We start from the raw sequence: 16,761 nt of genomic DNA on the forward strand, positions 1-16,761 counted from the left end.
GGGGCCCCTCTCCCGCGCCACCGCCTTTTCGTTCCCTCACACCCGTCATGGCCGAAATCGCACCAGAGACCGGCGCGCTCGCCTTCGGCCGTTTTCGCGGCTTCCAGGATCTCGCCCAGCATCGCATCGAGAACATCCTGCTCGTCAGCAGCGTGTACGACTCGTTCATCCTCGCGGAGGACGGACAGCTCGGCGAGGTGATTCTCGGAGAGTTTCTCGACCTGAGCTTCCGTCACAGCCCGGGGATCACGCGCGTGTCGTCAGGCGTCGAGGCGCTGGAACTCGCGGCCGCCGGCCGCTTCAACCTGATCATCTCGTCCATGCACGTCGGTGACATGGACGCGCTCACGCTGGCGCGGCGCGTGCGGGCGGCCGGGCTCGACATTCCGGTCGTGCTGCTCGCCTACGACAGCCGCGAGCTGTCGCTCTTCCTTGCGCGCCACGACGCCCGCGACCTCGAGCGCGTCTACCTCTGGCAGGGCGACACGACGATACTGCTCGCCATCGTCAAGGACATCGAGGACCGCCGCAACGTCGCGCGCGACGCCGCCCTGATGGGCGTGCAGGTGATCATCGTCATCGAGGACAACGTCCGGTACTACTCGTCGTTCCTGCCGGTGATCTACGCGGAACTGATGCACCAGTCGCAGCAACTCGCGCCGGAGGGCGTGAACCTCTCGCATCGGCTGATGCGAATCCAGGCGAGGCCGAAGATCCTCCTCTGCGGGACGTTCGAGGAGGCATGGGATGCGTTCTCCCGGTACCAGGAAAACGTGCTCGGCGTCATCTCCGACATCGAATTCCCGATGAACGGTGCGGTGTCGCCCGAGGCCGGCGCCGAATTCGCGCGCCAGGTGCGCGCCGTGCATCCCGACGTGCCGGTCATGCTCCAGTCCAGCATTCCGGAGAACAGGCTGGTCGCCGAGTCGGTGGGTGCGGCGTTCGTCCTCAAGGATTCGCCGGTGCTGCTCCACGAGTTGCGCCAGTTCATGGTGGAGAACTTCGGGTTCGGCGACTTCGTCTTTCGGCTGCCGGACGGCGACGAGGTGGGCCGCGCGACCGATCTGCGGTCGCTGGAGGAGCTGCTCCACACGGTGCCAGGGGAGAGCATCGCCTACCACTCCGAGCGCAACCACTTCTCGAAATGGCTGAAGGCGCGCACCGAGTTCGCCGTCGCGCACCACATGCGCCCGCGCAAGGTGTCCGATTTTCCCGACGATGAAGCGCTGCGCCGCGATTTGATCGACTCGATCGAGCGGTACCGCGAACAGCGGGAGCGCTCCGTGATTGCCGACTTCGATCGCCATACCTTCGACCGTCGAAGCCGGTTCACGCGGATCGGCGGCGGCTCGCTCGGCGGGAAGGCTCGCGGCCTGGCGTTCGTGAACATGCTGCTCGATCAATACGCCGTCCGCGACAGCTTCCCCGACGCGCGGGTGACCGTGCCCCCCTCGGTCGTGGTCGCGACCGACGTCTTCGATCGGTTCCTCGACGAGAACGGGCTGCGCGGCTTCGCGATCGGCTGCGACGACGATGATGAAGTTCTGAGCCGGTTCCTGGATGCGCCGCTGCCCGATGACATCGTCGTGAATCTCGACGCGTTCCTCGATCTGATCCGGTACCCGCTGGCCGTGCGTTCGTCGAGTCTGCTGGAGGATTCGCAGTACCAGCCCTTTGCCGGGATCTACTCGACATTCATGCTGGCCAACGACGATGCGGATCCGCGGGTGAGGCTCGGACAGCTCCAGGACGCGATTCGGCGCGTGTTTGCGTCCACCTTCTCGCAGCACGCGAAGCGGTACCTGAGTGCGACACCGTACAGGCTCGAGGAAGAGAAGATGGCGGTGATCCTGCAGAAGCTCGTGGGCACCCCGCACGGCCCGCGCTTCTATCCGGACTTCGCCGGCGTGGCCCGGTCGCACAACTTCTACCCGGTGCCCCCGCTCGGGGCGGCCGACGGCGTGGCCGCCGTGGCGCTCGGCCTCGGGATGACGGTGGTGGACGGAGAAGCCTGCCTGCGGTTCTGTCCGCGCTACCCGCACCACCTCCTGCAGTTCTCGTCGGTCAAGCTGGCGCTCAGGAATTCCCAGCGGCAGTTCTACGCGCTCCAGCTCGGCGAACCCGGGGAGGGCGATGGGCCGCGCGGCGGCGAGCTCACACGCTTCGGGCTCGACATCGCCGAAGCCGACGGCACGCTGGCGATGCTCGCCTCGACCTACTCGAGCGAGAATGACGCCATCTACGACGGCACCTCGCGTCCGGGCGTTCGACTCATCAGCTTCGCGCCGATCCTCAAGCACGGGTTCTTCCCGCTCCCGGAAATCCTGACGCGCATGCTGGAGATCGGTGAGGCGGGCACCAGCTCGGCCGTCGAGGTCGAATTCGCGGTGACCTTCCCGCTGAGACCCGGTGAGCCCGCGGAATTCGCGTTCCTCCAACTTCGGCCGCTGGCCTTGTCGCGCGAGGCAGCGGAACTGGCCATAACCGACGAGGACCGCGCCGCGGCCATCTGTCACAGTCGGTCGGTGATGGGCAATGGTCGGCTCGATACCATCCGGGATATTGTCGTCGTCGACTTCCATCGGTTCGAACGCGAGCGCAGTCAGGACGTGGCGTTCGATGTCGCGCGGTTCAACCGCCAGTTGCTGGCGGACAACGTGCCGTACGTGCTGGTCGGTGTCGGACGATGGGGATCGAGCGAGCCGTTCCTGGGGATTCCCGTGGCCTGGGATCAAATCGCCGGCGCGCGTGCCATCGTCGAGGCCGGCTTCCGCGACTTCACCGTCACGCCGTCTCAGGGCACGCACTTCTTCCAGAACCTCACCTCGTCGAACGTGGGGTACTTCACGGTGAACCCGGATGCCGGTGACGGATTCGTGGACTGGGATTGGCTGGCAGCGCAGCCGGCGGTTGCCGAGGCGTCGTGCGTCCGTCACCTCCGCTTCGGGACGCCACTGGTCGTGAAGATGAACGGCAAGACGAACGAAGGCGCCATTCTGAAGCCGGCGTAGACGCGGCGTCGGCTCAGTTGTGGGCGGTCTTGTCGAGATAGGCGCGCAGTCGGAGCCGCAACTCCCGGGGCAAGTCCTCCTCTCGAAGCGAGTGGAGAAGGCCGACCGTGGCGCGATAGGTGGACAGGGCCGCCTCGCAGCCCGGGCAGTCGCTCAGATGGCGCTCGAGGCTCCGACGCTCCCGCTCGGGCAGGCGCCCTTCCAGGAAGTCGGCCAGCAGCGCGAGGATCTCAGGGCAGGAGGGCATGAGGACAGAGTAGACGGAAAACGGAAAACGGGGAACGGAGAACCGAAAACGGCATCTTCGACCCGTTCTCCGTCCCTCGTCCCCCGTTCCTCGACTCCCGCCGCGGCCGCCGAGCGGCTGGCTACCAGTCGTACCCGATCCAGAACGCGAAGCGTGGCTTGCGCCAGCTGGCGGCGGCGCTGTCGCCGAAGAGCGCGTTCTCCCAGTTCTTGTTGAACAACGTCCGCCACGACCAGTCGAAGTGGATCGGGAAGCCCAGCATGAAGGTCTCGACGCCGACGCCATACGAGGCCCGGCCGTCGCGCAGGCGGAACCCGCTGACCGTGCGCGCGTCGCCGTAGACAGGTATGAGATTGCCCTGCGCGTCCTGAGCCGAGCCCGTGAGCGGCGTGAAGGTCTCCGGCTGCGACGTCGCGAACTTGAACGGCGTGCCGTTGTACCAGCCGCCGCCGATGTCGAAGAAGAACGTCCCGCGCACGCCGCCCATCACGCCAACCGGCGTGAGCATGGCCTCGATGATCGGGAACCGCAGTTCGGCGTTCGCGTACAACGCGTTGTGTCCGATGAACTCGAGGTAGTCGTACCCCCGCATGTCGGAGTTTCCGCCGAAGTAGGTGTAGTCGGGATAGTCGCCCCAGCTCTTGAACCCTCGGAACCGCAGCGCAAGCACGCCGTTGGTTGCCAGACGCTGGTAGTACCGCAGGTCTGCATCCACCGTCTGGCGTGACAGGAGGCTGCCAATCTTCGGCGAGACATCGTACGAGAGAGAGAGGGTGTTGCCCGCCAGGGGCCCGTACTCCCGGAAGACCGTCGTTTCCTGGACGAACCGCACACCGAGCGGCATCGTCGTCCCGTTATTGAGGAGCGTCCGGCCATAGAGCGACTGCTGGTACTGGTTCGAGTAGTCCTGCAGCGCGGGATCGTTGAACTCCTCGCTGTAGTAGACCAGTCCGCCCGACAATTCGACGCGTCGATAGGTGTCGAGCGGGTAGATGCCAAACACGGTGCCGCCGCGCATCGTCCGCGTGGCGGTCGCATCGCTGCGGCTCAGGAACTGCGTGTACACAGGGTCGTAGTACGCGCTGTTGCCGTAGAAGAACTGCTTCTGCTGGAAGCCCTGGACAGCCCACTGGAGGCGGTGAGAGACGTCCTGGTACGATCCGGCAAACGTCGTGTACTGCTGGATCGCTCCCACGGTGAACGTGAACCGGTGGTCACCGAGCACGTCGCTCAGCGCGAGTTCCGTCCCGCCGAACACGTCCCAATTGCTGGTGACGCCCACCGCGATCGGCGGCCGCCCTTCCATGAACATCTTCTCGAACTTGCCCTTCTTCTTCTGGTTCTGCGCGACCAGCGTGTGGCTGAGGGGCGCCTGGAAGTCGATGATGGGCCCGGGCGCGCCGAAGTCCGCCGTCGTCGCCGTCTTGAGGGGCTTGGTCAGATCCATCGCGTGGAGGCCGTACTCACCCTTGTAGTAGGTGATGAACGCGACCTTCGAGTTCTTTCCCTCCTTGAGGATGACCGGCGACGTGTTGCCGCCGAGTGAGTCGGTGAACTGCTTCAACTCGCCGTTCTTCAGGTTCAGCGTCCACAGATTGTAGATGTTGCCGTTGCGCGCCACCTCCGGGTCGACCGACTGGGTCGGATCGATCGCGGTCGACGCGAAGACGAGCGTCTCGGCGTCGAGGAACCGCGCGGCGGCGTCGTCGTGCGTGCCGAAGGTGAGTTGCGTCTTCTTCTTGGTGTCCAGGTCGAAGCGGAAGAGTTTCTCGTTGCCGCTGACGCGCGCCAGGTACACGAGGTACTTGCCGTCGGGCGAGAAGGTCGGCGCGTAGTTGTAGAACTGGTCGGCAGTGATGTTCGTGATCGCGCCGTCGCCGAGATTCACGCTGAAAATGTCGCTCTTCGCGTTTCGAAGGCCCGAGAAGACGATAGAGCGTCCGTCGGGCGAGAAGCACGGCGACTCGGGCTCGTCCACGCTCAGCGGGATCCGCTGCACGGTCTTTCGCGAGACGACATCCTCGACGATGAGTCCCTTTTCCTTGCCCATGCGGACGACGTAGGCGAGGCGGTCGCCACCTGGGGCCCAGCCCATCCACGGGACCGTGTTCCATCGCGTGCCCGGGATCGAGATCGAGTCGAAGCCCCGATCCTGGTCGAAGCCGGGCGTCAGGTTGCGCACGACCTGACCGTCCTTCGACGAGATGAGGATGATGTCGTACTCGCGGTCCTTGCGGTTGCCGGTGAAGATGGCGATGAGATCGCCGGACGGAGACGGCTCGGCCGACAGCGCGCTGACGTACCGTGTCTTCTCGGGGTTGGGCGCGAGGTCGCGGCCGTAGTCCGCGGGCCGTTCCTTGTCGCGGAACGGCTTGAAACGATCCTTCAGGTACTTCTCGAATTGCAGGTCGAAATCCTCGGCCTTCAGCTTGAAGGCCTCGTCGTACGCGCTGTCACCGCCACCGATTACGCTCTTGCGGAGAGAGAACAGGAACTGGCGGATGCCTTCCTTGCCCCAGCGCGACTCCATGAACTCGAACGCCGCGTGTCCGAGGTTGTAGATGAGGCGCGGGTTGGAGAAGTTGCCGTATCCCTCGAGTTTGCTCATCTTCGGCACGATGTCCGCGACCGCGGCGTCGCGGACGGTGGCCAGGTCGAGCGGCGCCCAGAATCCGGTCTCGTAGTCCGACAGGCCCTCGTTGATCCATAGCGGGGCCTCGCGGCGGATCAGCGACTGCGGAATGATGTCGAACTCGAAGATGTGCGTCAGTTCGTGGGTGATCGTCCGGTAGAGCAGATCGGGCGGCTCGTCGAGCGGCAGCAGCATGCGGTTGCGCGTCGGTTCGGCGAACGCGGCCACGCCTTCCTGGGCGGCGCCCGGGATGACGTTCTGCTGCTCGAACTCCACGTGCGTCTTGAACAGGATCAGCGGCACCTTGAACGCCAGGTCGTGTTTCAGGTCGGCGCTGACCTGCTGGTACCCGCTCTCGGCGTAGCCGGCCACGCGTTCGAGGTGCGTCGCCACCTCGCTGTAGTAGTAGATCTCGAAGTGGTCGGTCGCGTAGATGTGCCAATCGAAGTTGCCGTAGTGAACCAGGTTCTTGCCGTAGTAGGGGACGAAAGGCGTCTGTGCGCTCGTCACGCCGACGGCGCCAGGGAGGGCCAGAGTCAGGGCGCAGGCGACGAGCATCGCCGAAAACGCACCCTTGGTGCGCGTACGCATAGCGGTCACCTCGTTCAACGGATTTCGGGTACCGAGGACCGATGGGAAGCCCATGGGCGAATCTTACTGTTCACAACCAACGCGCTGCAACCGGATGGATCGGTCCCGAAGGCGGTGGAGCAAGACTGATACCAGACGCGGCATTCCATTTTCGGCCTGTCTCGATGTCCTCTGTCCCCAATCGTTTTCGCCGTTCGTGCCTCGCAGGTGACAGCCCGCCTTTGCAGCCGGGCCGTCGTATGAAAGAATCTCGGGGGGGAATAATCCGGGCAACGGTGGGGTTCTACAAACCAGGCCCGGCAAGACGATGGTGTTCACGCGAGGTCGTCGAGCGGGGCCGGCTGATGGCGGAACCGCGTCTGCCTTCGAGCGGGAGGCACTCGCGTGCCTGGACGGCCTGTATGGCACGGCAATCCGGTTGACCGCCAACCCAGCCGATGCCGAGGATCTGGTGCAGGACACCTATCTCAAGGCGTTTCGCGCGGTGGACCAGTTCGAACCCGGCACCAATCTGAGGGCTTGGCTGTTCACCATCCTGCACAATACGTTTCTCAACCGGCTTCGGCGCGCGGGAAAGGAACCGGTTGCGGTCGAGCCCGACGAGATAGAACGTACGGTGACCGCGATGCTCGCCGGGCAGGCCGAAACTCCCGAGCAACTCCTGTTGCGCGACACGCTCGATCTGGACCTGCGCCGGGCGCTCGACGCGCTGCCGGCAGCGTTTCGCCAGGCGGTCTGGTTGCGCGATGTCGAGGAGTTCACATACGCGGAGATCGCCGGGATGCTGAATGTCCCGATCGGCACCGTGATGTCGCGCATTTCGCGGGGACGCCGGATGCTGTACGACCGTCTGAGTCCCGCGCCGCGTGAACAGTAGACGCGGCACGATGCCCGTACGACGCGGCCTGTCGTTGGAAGCTGAGATGGCGACTTGTCAGGACACGGAGCGGCTGCTGACGCCGTACCTCGATGAGGAAGCGGCCCCGGCCGATCGGGCGGCCGTGGAGGCGCACCTGGCGGCGTGCGCGGCGTGCGCACGGCGGGCGTCAGCCGAATCAACCGTGCGCCGCGTGTTGCACGTGCGGGCGCGCCAGCTCGTGGCCCCGGCGCCGCCGGCCCTCCGGGCGCGATGTGCCGGACTCGCGCTGCGGCAGCCGGAGGTGTCGGCATCTGCCGGGGCGTGGTTCCTCGGCTGGCGAGGCCTCAGCCTGGCCGGCGCCAGCCTCGTCGTGCTCGCTCTTTGCAGCGTCCTGGTCTACGGGGCCATCACCCATTCGCCCGCCATCGTGGTGGCCGAGTTGACGCTCGACCATCTCAAGTGCTTCGCGCTGTTCGAACCGTCGACACCGGCCGCCAGTTCGCAATCCGTTGCGGCGCAGCTGCAGGCCGACTACGGTTGGCGGTTGCCGGTGCCCGGCAGCCTCGCGCGAGAACGGCTGACTCTGCTCGGTGCCCGCCGATGCTACTCGACCGACGGGAGCGTGGCGCACGTCCTCTATCGACACGGCGGCAGACCGCTCTCGCTGTTCATGATGTCCCAGACGGCTCGGGGGGACGCTCAGATGTCGATCGCCGGCCACGTCGCGCGCATGTGGTCGCGCGGCGCAACGACCTTCGTGCTGGTGGCCAGCGAAACGGCCCCCGACATCCAGCCGATTGCCAAGTACTTCGAATCGGCGCGATACTGACACCGATCGGTGGCTTTCCGAATCCATGGAGTTGAACGGCTGGCGGAAGGGGCGCAATTCGTCGGCCCCCCGCGAGGCTCACATCCCGCCCGTTTGAGATGAGGTTCCGATGAAGATGCGATGGGTCGTGGTTGCGGCGCTCGGCGTGCTGGTGCTCGCGTTGCTGACGCCGCTGCCCGAGCGGATGATCGAGTGGTTCTCGGACGGGACGTCCGCGGAAGCGGCGGGCGGCGGCTGCTCGGTCAGCGCGACGCCGGCGAACTTGGCCTTCACGCTCAAGGACATGAACGGCAAGGATGTGAAGCTGAGCGATTTCAAGGGCAAGGTCGTTCTGCTCAACTTCTGGGCGACTTGGTGTCCGCCCTGCAAGATGGAAATCCCGTGGTTCGTGGCCTTGCAGGAGAAGTACAAGAGCAAGGGGTTCCAGGCGATTGGCGTGTCGGTGGACGACACCCCGGACAAGCTGCCGCCCTTCGCACAGCAGTTCAAGATCAACTATCCGCTGCTCGTCGGACTCGATCGCGAGGACATTCAGAACGCGTACGGGCCGATCTTCGCGGTACCCGTGACCGTCATCATCGGGCGCGACGGGAAGATCTGCGTGAAGCATCTCGGCCCGGTCAGCAGGGAGCAGTTCGAGAGCGAGATCAAGGCGCTGCTGTAGTATGATCTCTCCTGTAGGACACGCGCGGTCACGCGTTGGCCGCGTGCGGAGAGGTAGTCAGTCATGTTGAAGGGGTTCACGCACGCCCGGCTCGCCTGTGGTTGCCTGATTGGCTTCCGTGAAGGCGTCGAAGGCAGTCCGGTCACGATCGTCGTCGAAGGAAAAGCGCCCGGGTGCGTGTCGCCGCTCCACGTTCGCGATCTGCCGTTGTTCGATCACCGCGAGGCGCTGCGCGCGCCGACGCGGTTACTTCCCGCCGAAGAGGGAGAGTTCGAGGAAGAAGGCTGATTCGTCCGAGAGTCTCCTGCCTCGCGCTACGCCCCGCCCCGCCGGCCGATTCTCCTGGCCAGCACGAAGCCAAGTAGAACTGTAAGCAACGCGATCACCACGCCCAGTGCGACCACGGCTCCGACGAGACTCGACACGGCCGTCATCACGACGGCGGCGGCCGCCGCTCCTCGGTTCTGAGGTCTTCCACACCCTCCGGGCGGCACGATCGGGGCGGCATGAAGATGGCCTGGCTCCGGCGACGACGGGTCTCCGGCTACCGAGGTGGTGACGTGCCGGCAGGGGTCTCACACGGTGTTTCCGCCGCCGCGGGACGAGGAGCCGGGCGGACGCAGGGACTTTGCCCGCCCGCCGTCCCGCAGCGCCTTCATCAGCAGGAACTCGATCTGTCCGTTCAGGCTCCGCACCTCGTCGTTCGCCCATCGCTGGAGCGCGTCGAACAGGGCCGGATCGAGACGAAGCAGAAACGGTTTGCGCTCGGCCACGTTGATTCTCTGCCGCCAGGTGAACGCCGCCACGCTGGCGGCGGCTATTGATACAAGGTTCCGGCGTTGATGACCGGCTGCGCCGCGCGTTCGCCGCACAACACGATCAGCAGGTTGCTCACCATCGTCGCTCGCCGCTCCTCGTCGAGTTGAAGCAGTGCCTTCCCCGACATCCGCTCGAGCGCCATCTCGACCATGCCCACGGCGCCCTCCACGATGCGCTGACGTGCCGCAATGATCGCCCCCGCCTGCTGTCTCTGCAGCATCGCCGCGGCAATCTCCGCCGCGTACGCCAGGTGGCTGATCCGCGCCTCGATCACCTCCACACCGGCCTTCGCCAGACGGTCCTGAATCTCGGTCTTCAAGTGTTCGGCGACCGCAACTGTCTGGCCGCGAAGCGAGGTGATCTTGTCGTCGTGCGCATCGTACGGATAGCTGGTGGCCAGGTTGCGGAGCGCCGCCTCGCTCTGCACGTGCACGAAGTTCTCGTAGTTGTCCACCTCGAAGCTCGCTTCCGCGGTCTCGACGACTCGCCAGACGACGACCGCCGCAATTTCGATGGGGTTGCCCTCGATGTCGTTCACCTTCAACCGCTGGCTCTCGAAGTTACGCACGCGCTGCGAGATCCGTTTCTTCGTGTAGAACGGGCTCGCCCAGCGGAGCCCCGGCACCTTGACCGTGCCGATATAGCGGCCGAACAGTTGGAGAACCTGCGCCTCGTTCGGGTTGACGACGAACAGCCCGCCCAGGCACACGCCACCTGCAGCGGCCAGGAGGGCGTAGGCGATGATGTGCCAGGCAACGACGTCAGGGCCGCGTCTGGCTTCGACGACGATGAGGCCGGCCAGCAGCACGAGCAGGGGCAGCAGAATCGCAAGGACGAGCCCGCCCGAGAGCGCGGCCGTTTGTTTCTCCCGGATGATGGTCGAATTGTCGAGCGTCATCGTGGCACCCTCCTTGGTGGTGCTATTAAAATGATATCATATTGAAATCATCATGTCAACTGCTGAGCACCACGTGCGACGCGCTCGGTGCGCGGGGAGGCGCCAGGTGCCGAGCGCCGAACGCGGTGCCGGGTGCGGTGTGAGGTGGGTTGCGAAGCTGCTATAGTGTCGGCGATGAAGACGCGTACGCTTGCGTGGGCCGCGCTGGCCCTCCTGGTGGTCACGATGGTCGTGGCCTGTCGCGGCGAGGAACCGGAGTCGATTGTGGTTGCGGCCGACCGCGTCACGGTCTTCAACCGCACGGCCGGCCGGTGGACGGAGGTCGACGTCTGGCTGAACGACCACTACAGGGTGCAGGTCCGGGAACTGGCGGCGGGGCAGCGGCTCGATGTGCCGATCACCGTGTTCGTGGCCGGCTTCGGTCAGCGCTTCGACACCAAGCGGCAGTCGGCGTTCGGCGTCGAGGTGACGGCTCGCGACGGCGCGGGCACGCCGGTGCGTCTCACGTGGGGCAAGGGACGACGGAGGTAACCAAGCATGGCCAAGCTCGAGTCCGAACTGGAAGTGACCTGCCCGTGCTGCAGCGCTGTTCTGGTGTTCGACACGAACCTCGGCCGGGTCATCTCGCACAGTGAACCCGAGCGAGAGGACAAACCCGATCTGGATGCCGCGCAGCAGATTCTCGCTGAAGAGAAAGCCCGCCGCGAGGCGGTGTTCCTGCAGTCGGTCGAGGCGGAGAAGACGCGAGGTGACGCGCTCTCCAAGCGGTTCGAGGAAGCCTTGCGGCAGGCCCGCGAGGGCCCCGTCGGCCCGCCACCGAAGCGGGGGTTCGAGCTGGACTGAGACGGGAATCGGGTGCTGAAGGTGCCTCGGGTGCCATAGGTGCTGAAGGTGCGGTGCCGGGGGTGCTGAAGGGGCCGGGGGTGCCGCACCTCAGGCACCGCACCTTCAGCACCAAGCGTCGCCAGCACCTTCAGCACCTTCAGCACCGCACCTTCAGCACCCGTAGCACGTCCAGCACCCGCAGCACCTGTACCCCCCCTCATCCCCCCTCCGCCAGGTCCGTCCAGTGTTCCCGGCCGCGGTAGTCAACGGGCTTGCGACCCGGGTTCTCACGTCTGAACGCGAAATAGCGGCGTCGAAGCCGGTCGATCCGCGCGTCGGACGACCGGATGGGACGGTGCGGGTACTCGAGCAGCAACCGCTCGATCTTCCAGACGTTCTTCTCCGAGAGCCGCCAGTCGTAGTCGCCCAGGACTCGCAGATCCACGACGGCGTAACCGGTGATCCGCCCCGTGAAATCGACGTACGGTTCCTCGTAGCTTCGCGCCAGCGCCCGCGCCGTCCGGAACACCGGCTTGCGCCCGTGCAGGCCCGGATCGCGCGACCGTCCGACTGAGCCCCACCGGCCCTGGCGTCGATACACGAACAGCACGTGATCCAGCTCGTCGATCGACTCGAAGCTGAGGACGAGCGGCGGGTAGCCGTGCGCCTCGAGAATGACGGCTGCCGCCAGCGCGGCCTCGAGACAGTGCGCCGTGCCGAGCCGCACCACCTGCCTGAAGCTCCTCAATGTCGGGCCCCCGGGCGGGGGCTCGGTGTTGTACGGCAGCGAGTTGAGATAGCACTGGACCCGGTCCGGCGTCGGCAGGCGCCGCACCAGGGCACGTTCGGACGAAGAGAACTCAGCCACGTCCCTGTCGCGCCGCCACGAAGACGTTGAACAGGCGCAGGGCGGTGTCGGCGGCACGGAACGTCGGGACGCCGTGGCGCTCGAGCAGCGCGGCGAGCGGATCGTAGAGGGCGCCGGCATCGATCACCGCCACCCACGCCTTCGACAATTCCCGCTTCAGCCGCACGAGCCGCGGCCCAATCGCGTCCGGCTTGGTGAGGTCGTCGCGGTGGCCGTCGCCGGCGGGCAGGCTGTTGAGCGCCGAGGTCAGCGGCACGCAGCCAACGATGCCGACGTCGACGTTGTCGGCTTCCATCACCGCACGCACGACGTGTTCGTAGGCGGCATCGCCGGTCATCGGCGTCAGGTCGATCGGATTGTGGACGTCGACGACCGAGTCGATTCTGGCTTCGCGATAGATGGCCTCGAGCCGCGCCGAGGTGGCCGCGTCGAAGGTCGGCAGTTCGAACCGGCCGAGCGTGTCGGCGATCGCCACGCACTCGAACCCCGCGTTCGAGATGGCGCCGAGACGGGTTCCATCGGCGCGCTTGCCGCGGAGGAACGTGAACAGTCGGACGAGTTCCTCGAAGTCCCCGATGGACTCCGCGACGACGACGCCGGCCGCCCGGGCCAGTTCCCGCGTCACCGTGTAGTCGCCGGCGATGGACGCCGTGTGGCTGGCCGAGGCCTTGGCGCCTGCCGCGGTGCGACCGGCGCGGTACAGGATCACGCTGCGCCCGCTCGCGGTGATCTCCCTCGCCGCCCGCAGGAAGGTCAGCCCATCCAGCTTCGCGAACCCCTCGATGTAGACGGCGAACACCTCGAGACTCGGGTCGTCCTTCAGGTAGGTCAGGTAGTCGCCAACCGTCAGGTCCATCTGGTTCCCGCACGTGATGGCGTATTTCGGGTTCAGCATCCCGAGCTTGCTCATGCGGGCCACGGCGAACGCGCCGCTCTGCGACACGAAGGCGACCGGCGAGACCTCGCCCGAGGGCACCGGCAGCTTGTACTCCGGAATGAACATCGTGTCGTAGTGGCCGGGCAGCGACCGAACACCGAGACAGTTGCCGCCGTTGATGAGCGGTCCCTGCCACGTGCTGGCGCGCGCCGACGCCAGTGACTCGCGCATGCGTCCGACAATGGCCTCGGTGCCGGACTTCTCTTCGAGGCCGCCCGGAATCACGATGATGCTCTCGGCCTTCTGCCCCTCGACGATGTCGGTGATCGCCTGTGGCGTCTGCGCGGCGGAGACGGCCAGGATGAACAGATCCACCGTGCCGGGGATCGACACGATGTCCGGCACGCATCGGCAACCTTCGATGTCGGCGCTGCCAGGCTTCACGACGACGATCCGGTCGCGTGGAAACCCCTCGCGGATCAGGTTGTTCAGGATGATGTGACCGGGGTTCAGCTTCTCGCTCACGCCGATGATGGCCGCCGAGCGGGGCTCGAGCAGGTGTTTCAGCTTGCCGAGCGGCCGAGACGGCTGTGCGGGCACCTGCCCGGTGCCGAGCTTCACGAGGATGTCGAGCGCCGTCAACCGGCCGTCGCTGATGACGAGCGGGTTGATCTCGCACTCGACGATCTCCTCGGGCGCGAACGCGCTGGCGAGCGCCGTGAACCGCCGGACCGCGTCGACGATGGGGGCCACGGCGATGCGCGGCGCCTGGCCCCTCAGCCGCCCGGTCGCCAGGCGTCCGACGGCCAGCCGCGCGATGGCTTCGCGAATCTCGTCATCGTGCGTGACGGTGGGGGAGAAGATGCCGATCTCGCGTCCGGGCTTGAAGTTCTCCGCCAGGAACTCGGTATAGATCCCGCCTGCGCCGAGCGTGACGACCGGGCCGAAGTCATCCGTCCACCGGAGCCCGAGGATCAACTCGTTGCCGAGCGAGGTGTCGTATCTGGCAAACTGGTTGATCGTGAATCCGACGACGTGCGGGCCGCCCAGGCGCGCCTCCATGTCGCGGATCGTCGCGGCGATTGCGTCGCGCCGGTGCTCCACGATCTTCACGCCGCCCACATCGCTCTTGTGCAGAATCTCCGGCGAGATGACCTTGATGACGACACGATCGCCAGCGAGCGCCGTCGTGTCGGCCTGCGCCGCCTGCTCCGCATTCGCGACGAACACGTGCGCCGGCGCGCCGATGCCAATCGCCTGCAGCAGTTCCAGCCCCTCGGTCTCGAGGAGGACGCTGCGCGGGCGTGCCGAGGCGATGACCTGTGCAATCCGCCCGGAGTCGATCGTCATGCCGCCGCCTCCCGCCCCGACCGAAACGCCTCGAGGTTCGTCTCGACGATCTTCTCGCCCTTCGCGGCGAACACGGTCTGGATGTAGTGCTCGAGCGTTTCGACCTTCACTGGCAGGTGATGCGAGGCGGCGCCGACCATGACCATGTTGGTGGCGCGCGCCGAGCCGGCGGCCCGCGCGAGCTTCTCGCCGTCCACCAGCCGGGCGTGCGGCAGCGCCCGAATATGCCCCAGCAGCTCCTCGAGGTCCGGGTAGTCCGGGATGTTGACCATCGGGTTGGTGGACGTGATCACCGCGCCGTCGGTCGACAGGTACTTCAGGTACCGCAGGCTCTCGAGCGGTTCCATGCTCAGGATCATCGACGCGGATCCGAGCGGGATCAGGTCGCTGGCAATCGGCGCGTCGGCGAGCCGCAGGTTCGCGAGCACGGCGCCGCCGCGCTGTGACATGCCGTGGACCTCGGACTGCTTCACGAACAGCCCTTCCTTCATCGCGCTCGACGCGATGATGGCCGAGACCGAGAGCACACCCTGTCCTCCGACGCCGGCAAGGATGATGTCGTATTTCACTGGTGACCTCTTCAGGCTCTGGACTCCAGGCTCCAGGCTCCAGGCTCTGGGCTCTACGCCTTCTTCTTCGACTTCAGCGTCTCGATGCACTCGCGGACGGCGATGATCACGGACAGGCCCGTGTGCTCGATTTCCTTGCGCATGATCTCGCGGTTGGCCTCGGTGTGCCGATGGTGGGCCGTGATCACGTGGCAGTGCGCCGGGGCCACGCCGAGGCCCAGCACCAGCTTCTCGATCCGCGTGGGCGGCAGGATCGTCGGCTGACCGCCCGTCATCGCGGTGGTCTCGTTGTCGAGGATGATGAGCGTCATGTCCGTGTCGGCCGCCACCGCATCCATCAGCGGCGTGACGCCCGAGTGAAGGAAAGTGCTGTCGCCGATGAGCGCGACCGCCGGCCTGAGCCCTGCATCGGACGCGCCTTTGGCCATGCCGACCGACGCGCCCATGCAGACGCACGATTCGACCGCCGAGTACGGCGGCAGCGCGCCGAGCGTATAGCAGCCGATGTCGGACGTGACCACCGGCGTCGCGAAGCCCGCCAGCGCCAGCTTGATCGCGTCGAACGAATCGGCGTGCGGGCAGCCCACGCACAACTGCGGCGGTCTGTTGGGCAGCGTGATGTCCGGCGCGTCGAGGCCCTTGCGTGCCTTCAAGCCGAGCGAACGCCGCACGATGTCAGGTGTCAGCTCGCCATCGGGCGGCACGTGTCCCGACTCCTTCCCGAGGATCTCCAGGTCGGGCGACACGATCCCTCGCAGCATCCGTTCGACGAACGGATAGCCCTCCTCCAGCACGAGCACGCGGCCCACGTGCCCCACCAGCCGGCGAACGAGCTCCACCGGCGCCGGGTAGGCGCCGATGTGCAGGTGCGAGGGCTGAAAGCCGAGCTCGTCCAGGTTCTCCAGGTAGTAGTTGCGGCCGATCCCGGTGGTGATCACGCCGAGATCCCGACGGTCCTCGTTCAACCGCAGGTGGTTGAACGGGGAGGCCTCGGACCATTCGAGGAACGTCGGCTGGCGCGCGAGCAGGTCGTGCCACTGCTTTCGGGCGTTGGCCGGCAGGAGGATCCACGACGACGGCTCGGAAGCCTTGCGGACGGGCTGTTGCGGGCGCGCATCGCGGACACGCACGACGGCACGGCTATGGGCCAGCCGCGTCACGATGCGGATGAGCACCGGGATATGGAAGCGTTCCGACAGGTCGAACGCCTCGCGGGTCATCTCGTAGGCTTCCTGCTGGTTCGCCGGCTCGAGGCAGACGATGCGCGCGAAGTCGGCGTAGTAACGGGTGTCCTGCTCGTTCTGCGAGCTGTGCATGCCCGGATCGTCGGCCACCACCACGACGAGTCCCCCGTTGATCGACACGATCGCGGAGTTCATGAACGGGTCCGCGGCCACATTGAGGCCGACGTGCTTCATCGAGGTCATCGTGCGGCGGCCCGCAAACGACACGCCGAGCGCGGCCTCGTAGGCGGTCTTCTCGTTCGTGCACCAGGCGGCCTTGGGCGCGCCATGCGCCTTCTCGTACCGCACGAGGTACTCGAGGATTTCCGTGGAAGGCGTGCCGGGATATGCGTAGGCGGCAGTCAGGCCGGCGTGGACGGCGCCGAGCGCCACAGCCTCGTCGCCAAGCAGCACCATGTCGGTCATAGATCCTCATCAGGCCATGGATCGCCCGTTCGGACACCCCTCGCGCGTCCTCGTCGTCGATCCCGGCCCCGGC

General features: G+C 66.2%; 15 protein-coding genes. 7 read left to right on the plus strand and 8 right to left on the minus strand.

Annotated elements, in window-relative coordinates; translation table 11 throughout:
- The first annotated feature begins 47 nt into the window (after window positions 1-47).
- Window positions 48-3,011: a PEP/pyruvate-binding domain-containing protein gene (locus VGK32_11455; GenBank protein HEY3382377.1), complete on the plus strand. Its 2,964-nt coding sequence runs from the start codon at window positions 48-50 to the stop codon at window positions 3,009-3,011.
- 13 nt (window positions 3,012-3,024) lie between these two features.
- Here VGK32_11455 and VGK32_11460 read toward each other — a convergent pair whose 3' ends face one another.
- A complete protein-coding gene (locus tag VGK32_11460) occupies window positions 3,025-3,258 on the minus strand; it encodes a zf-HC2 domain-containing protein (protein ID HEY3382378.1) in 234 nt (77 codons plus the stop codon).
- 121 nt (window positions 3,259-3,379) lie between these two features.
- Window positions 3,380-6,481 (minus strand): hypothetical protein, encoded by a 3,102-nt coding sequence (locus tag VGK32_11465; GenBank protein ID HEY3382379.1) that lies wholly within the window; start codon window positions 6,479-6,481, stop codon window positions 3,380-3,382.
- A gap of 307 nt (window positions 6,482-6,788) precedes the next feature.
- On the opposite strand from VGK32_11465, the gene VGK32_11470 reads away from it, so the two are divergent.
- The 4 genes from VGK32_11470 to VGK32_11485 all read left to right on the plus strand — a co-directional run bounded on the left by VGK32_11470 (window position 6,789) and on the right by VGK32_11485 (window position 9,121).
- Window positions 6,789-7,358, plus strand: a complete 570-nt coding sequence (locus VGK32_11470; protein ID HEY3382380.1) for a sigma-70 family RNA polymerase sigma factor — start codon at window positions 6,789-6,791, stop codon at window positions 7,356-7,358.
- A gap of 46 nt (window positions 7,359-7,404) precedes the next feature.
- Window positions 7,405-8,169, plus strand: a complete 765-nt coding sequence (locus tag VGK32_11475) for a zf-HC2 domain-containing protein (protein HEY3382381.1) — start codon at window positions 7,405-7,407, stop codon at window positions 8,167-8,169.
- A 109-nt stretch (window positions 8,170-8,278) separates the two neighbouring features.
- Window positions 8,279-8,833 (plus strand): TlpA disulfide reductase family protein, encoded by a 555-nt coding sequence (locus VGK32_11480; protein ID HEY3382382.1) that lies wholly within the window; start codon window positions 8,279-8,281, stop codon window positions 8,831-8,833.
- A 63-nt stretch (window positions 8,834-8,896) separates the two neighbouring features.
- A complete protein-coding gene (locus tag VGK32_11485) occupies window positions 8,897-9,121 on the plus strand; it encodes a hypothetical protein (GenBank protein ID HEY3382383.1) in 225 nt (74 codons plus the stop codon).
- Window positions 9,122-9,408: 287 nt separating this feature from the next.
- On the opposite strand, the gene VGK32_11490 is transcribed toward VGK32_11485, so the two are convergent.
- Both VGK32_11490 and VGK32_11495 read right to left on the minus strand, forming a co-directional pair.
- The gene (locus VGK32_11490; GenBank protein HEY3382384.1) at window positions 9,409-9,606 is read right to left on the minus strand and encodes a hypothetical protein; all 198 of its coding nucleotides are present in this window, start codon (window positions 9,604-9,606) and stop codon (window positions 9,409-9,411) included.
- A gap of 44 nt (window positions 9,607-9,650) precedes the next feature.
- Window positions 9,651-10,550: an SPFH domain-containing protein gene (locus VGK32_11495; protein ID HEY3382385.1), complete on the minus strand. Its 900-nt coding sequence runs from the start codon at window positions 10,548-10,550 to the stop codon at window positions 9,651-9,653.
- Window positions 10,551-10,724: 174 nt separating this feature from the next.
- On the opposite strand from VGK32_11495, the gene VGK32_11500 reads away from it, so the two are divergent.
- Both VGK32_11500 and VGK32_11505 read left to right on the plus strand, forming a co-directional pair.
- Window positions 10,725-11,081, plus strand: coding sequence for a hypothetical protein (locus tag VGK32_11500; GenBank protein HEY3382386.1), 357 nt, complete (start codon window positions 10,725-10,727; stop codon window positions 11,079-11,081).
- A 6-nt stretch (window positions 11,082-11,087) separates the two neighbouring features.
- Window positions 11,088-11,393 carry a hypothetical protein gene (locus VGK32_11505; protein ID HEY3382387.1) on the plus strand — a complete coding sequence of 102 codons (306 nt, stop codon included), beginning with the start codon at window positions 11,088-11,090 and terminating at the stop codon, window positions 11,391-11,393.
- Window positions 11,394-11,592: 199 nt separating this feature from the next.
- Here VGK32_11505 and VGK32_11510 read toward each other — a convergent pair whose 3' ends face one another.
- Genes VGK32_11510 through VGK32_11525 form a run of 4 tightly spaced genes read right to left on the minus strand, consistent with a single transcriptional unit; the run spans window position 11,593 to window position 16,688 of the window.
- A complete protein-coding gene (locus tag VGK32_11510) occupies window positions 11,593-12,243 on the minus strand; it encodes a hypothetical protein (protein ID HEY3382388.1) in 651 nt (216 codons plus the stop codon).
- Window positions 12,236-14,470, minus strand: coding sequence for an acetate--CoA ligase family protein (locus tag VGK32_11515; GenBank protein ID HEY3382389.1), 2,235 nt, complete (start codon window positions 14,468-14,470; stop codon window positions 12,236-12,238). Before VGK32_11515 ends, VGK32_11510 begins: the two co-directional genes overlap by 8 nt.
- A complete protein-coding gene (locus VGK32_11520) occupies window positions 14,467-15,039 on the minus strand; it encodes an indolepyruvate oxidoreductase subunit beta (protein ID HEY3382390.1) in 573 nt (190 codons plus the stop codon). Before VGK32_11520 ends, VGK32_11515 begins: the two co-directional genes overlap by 4 nt.
- Before the next feature lie 53 nt (window positions 15,040-15,092).
- Entirely contained in the window at window positions 15,093-16,688 is a 1,596-nt protein-coding gene (locus tag VGK32_11525) for a thiamine pyrophosphate-dependent enzyme (GenBank protein ID HEY3382391.1), read from the minus strand.
- Between the last annotated feature and the right edge of the window lie 73 nt (window positions 16,689-16,761).

This window comes from Vicinamibacterales bacterium, from assembly GCA_036504215.1.
Lineage (GTDB): Bacteria > Acidobacteriota > Vicinamibacteria > Vicinamibacterales > Fen-181 > FEN-299.

Excerpts from the sequence above, each read along its gene's own strand:
- VGK32_11475 (HEY3382381.1), top strand. The coding sequence starts at position 7,405 with ATGGCGACTTGTCAGGACACGGAGCGGCTGCTGACGCCGTACCTCGAT.
- VGK32_11460 (HEY3382378.1), bottom strand. The coding sequence starts at position 3,258 with ATGCCCTCCTGCCCTGAGATCCTCGCGCTGCTGGCCGACTTCCTGGAA.
- VGK32_11495 (HEY3382385.1), bottom strand. The coding sequence starts at position 10,550 with ATGACGCTCGACAATTCGACCATCATCCGGGAGAAACAAACGGCCGCG.
- VGK32_11470 (HEY3382380.1), top strand. The coding sequence starts at position 6,789 with ATGGTGTTCACGCGAGGTCGTCGAGCGGGGCCGGCTGATGGCGGAACC.
- VGK32_11525 (HEY3382391.1), bottom strand. The coding sequence starts at position 16,688 with ATGACCGACATGGTGCTGCTTGGCGACGAGGCTGTGGCGCTCGGCGCC.
- VGK32_11455 (HEY3382377.1), top strand. The coding sequence starts at position 48 with ATGGCCGAAATCGCACCAGAGACCGGCGCGCTCGCCTTCGGCCGTTTT.
- VGK32_11500 (HEY3382386.1), top strand. The coding sequence starts at position 10,725 with ATGAAGACGCGTACGCTTGCGTGGGCCGCGCTGGCCCTCCTGGTGGTC.
- VGK32_11485 (HEY3382383.1), top strand. The coding sequence starts at position 8,897 with ATGTTGAAGGGGTTCACGCACGCCCGGCTCGCCTGTGGTTGCCTGATT.
- VGK32_11480 (HEY3382382.1), top strand. The coding sequence starts at position 8,279 with ATGAAGATGCGATGGGTCGTGGTTGCGGCGCTCGGCGTGCTGGTGCTC.
- VGK32_11515 (HEY3382389.1), bottom strand. The coding sequence starts at position 14,470 with ATGACGATCGACTCCGGGCGGATTGCACAGGTCATCGCCTCGGCACGC.
- VGK32_11465 (HEY3382379.1), bottom strand. The coding sequence starts at position 6,481 with ATGCGTACGCGCACCAAGGGTGCGTTTTCGGCGATGCTCGTCGCCTGC.
- VGK32_11505 (HEY3382387.1), top strand. The coding sequence starts at position 11,088 with ATGGCCAAGCTCGAGTCCGAACTGGAAGTGACCTGCCCGTGCTGCAGC.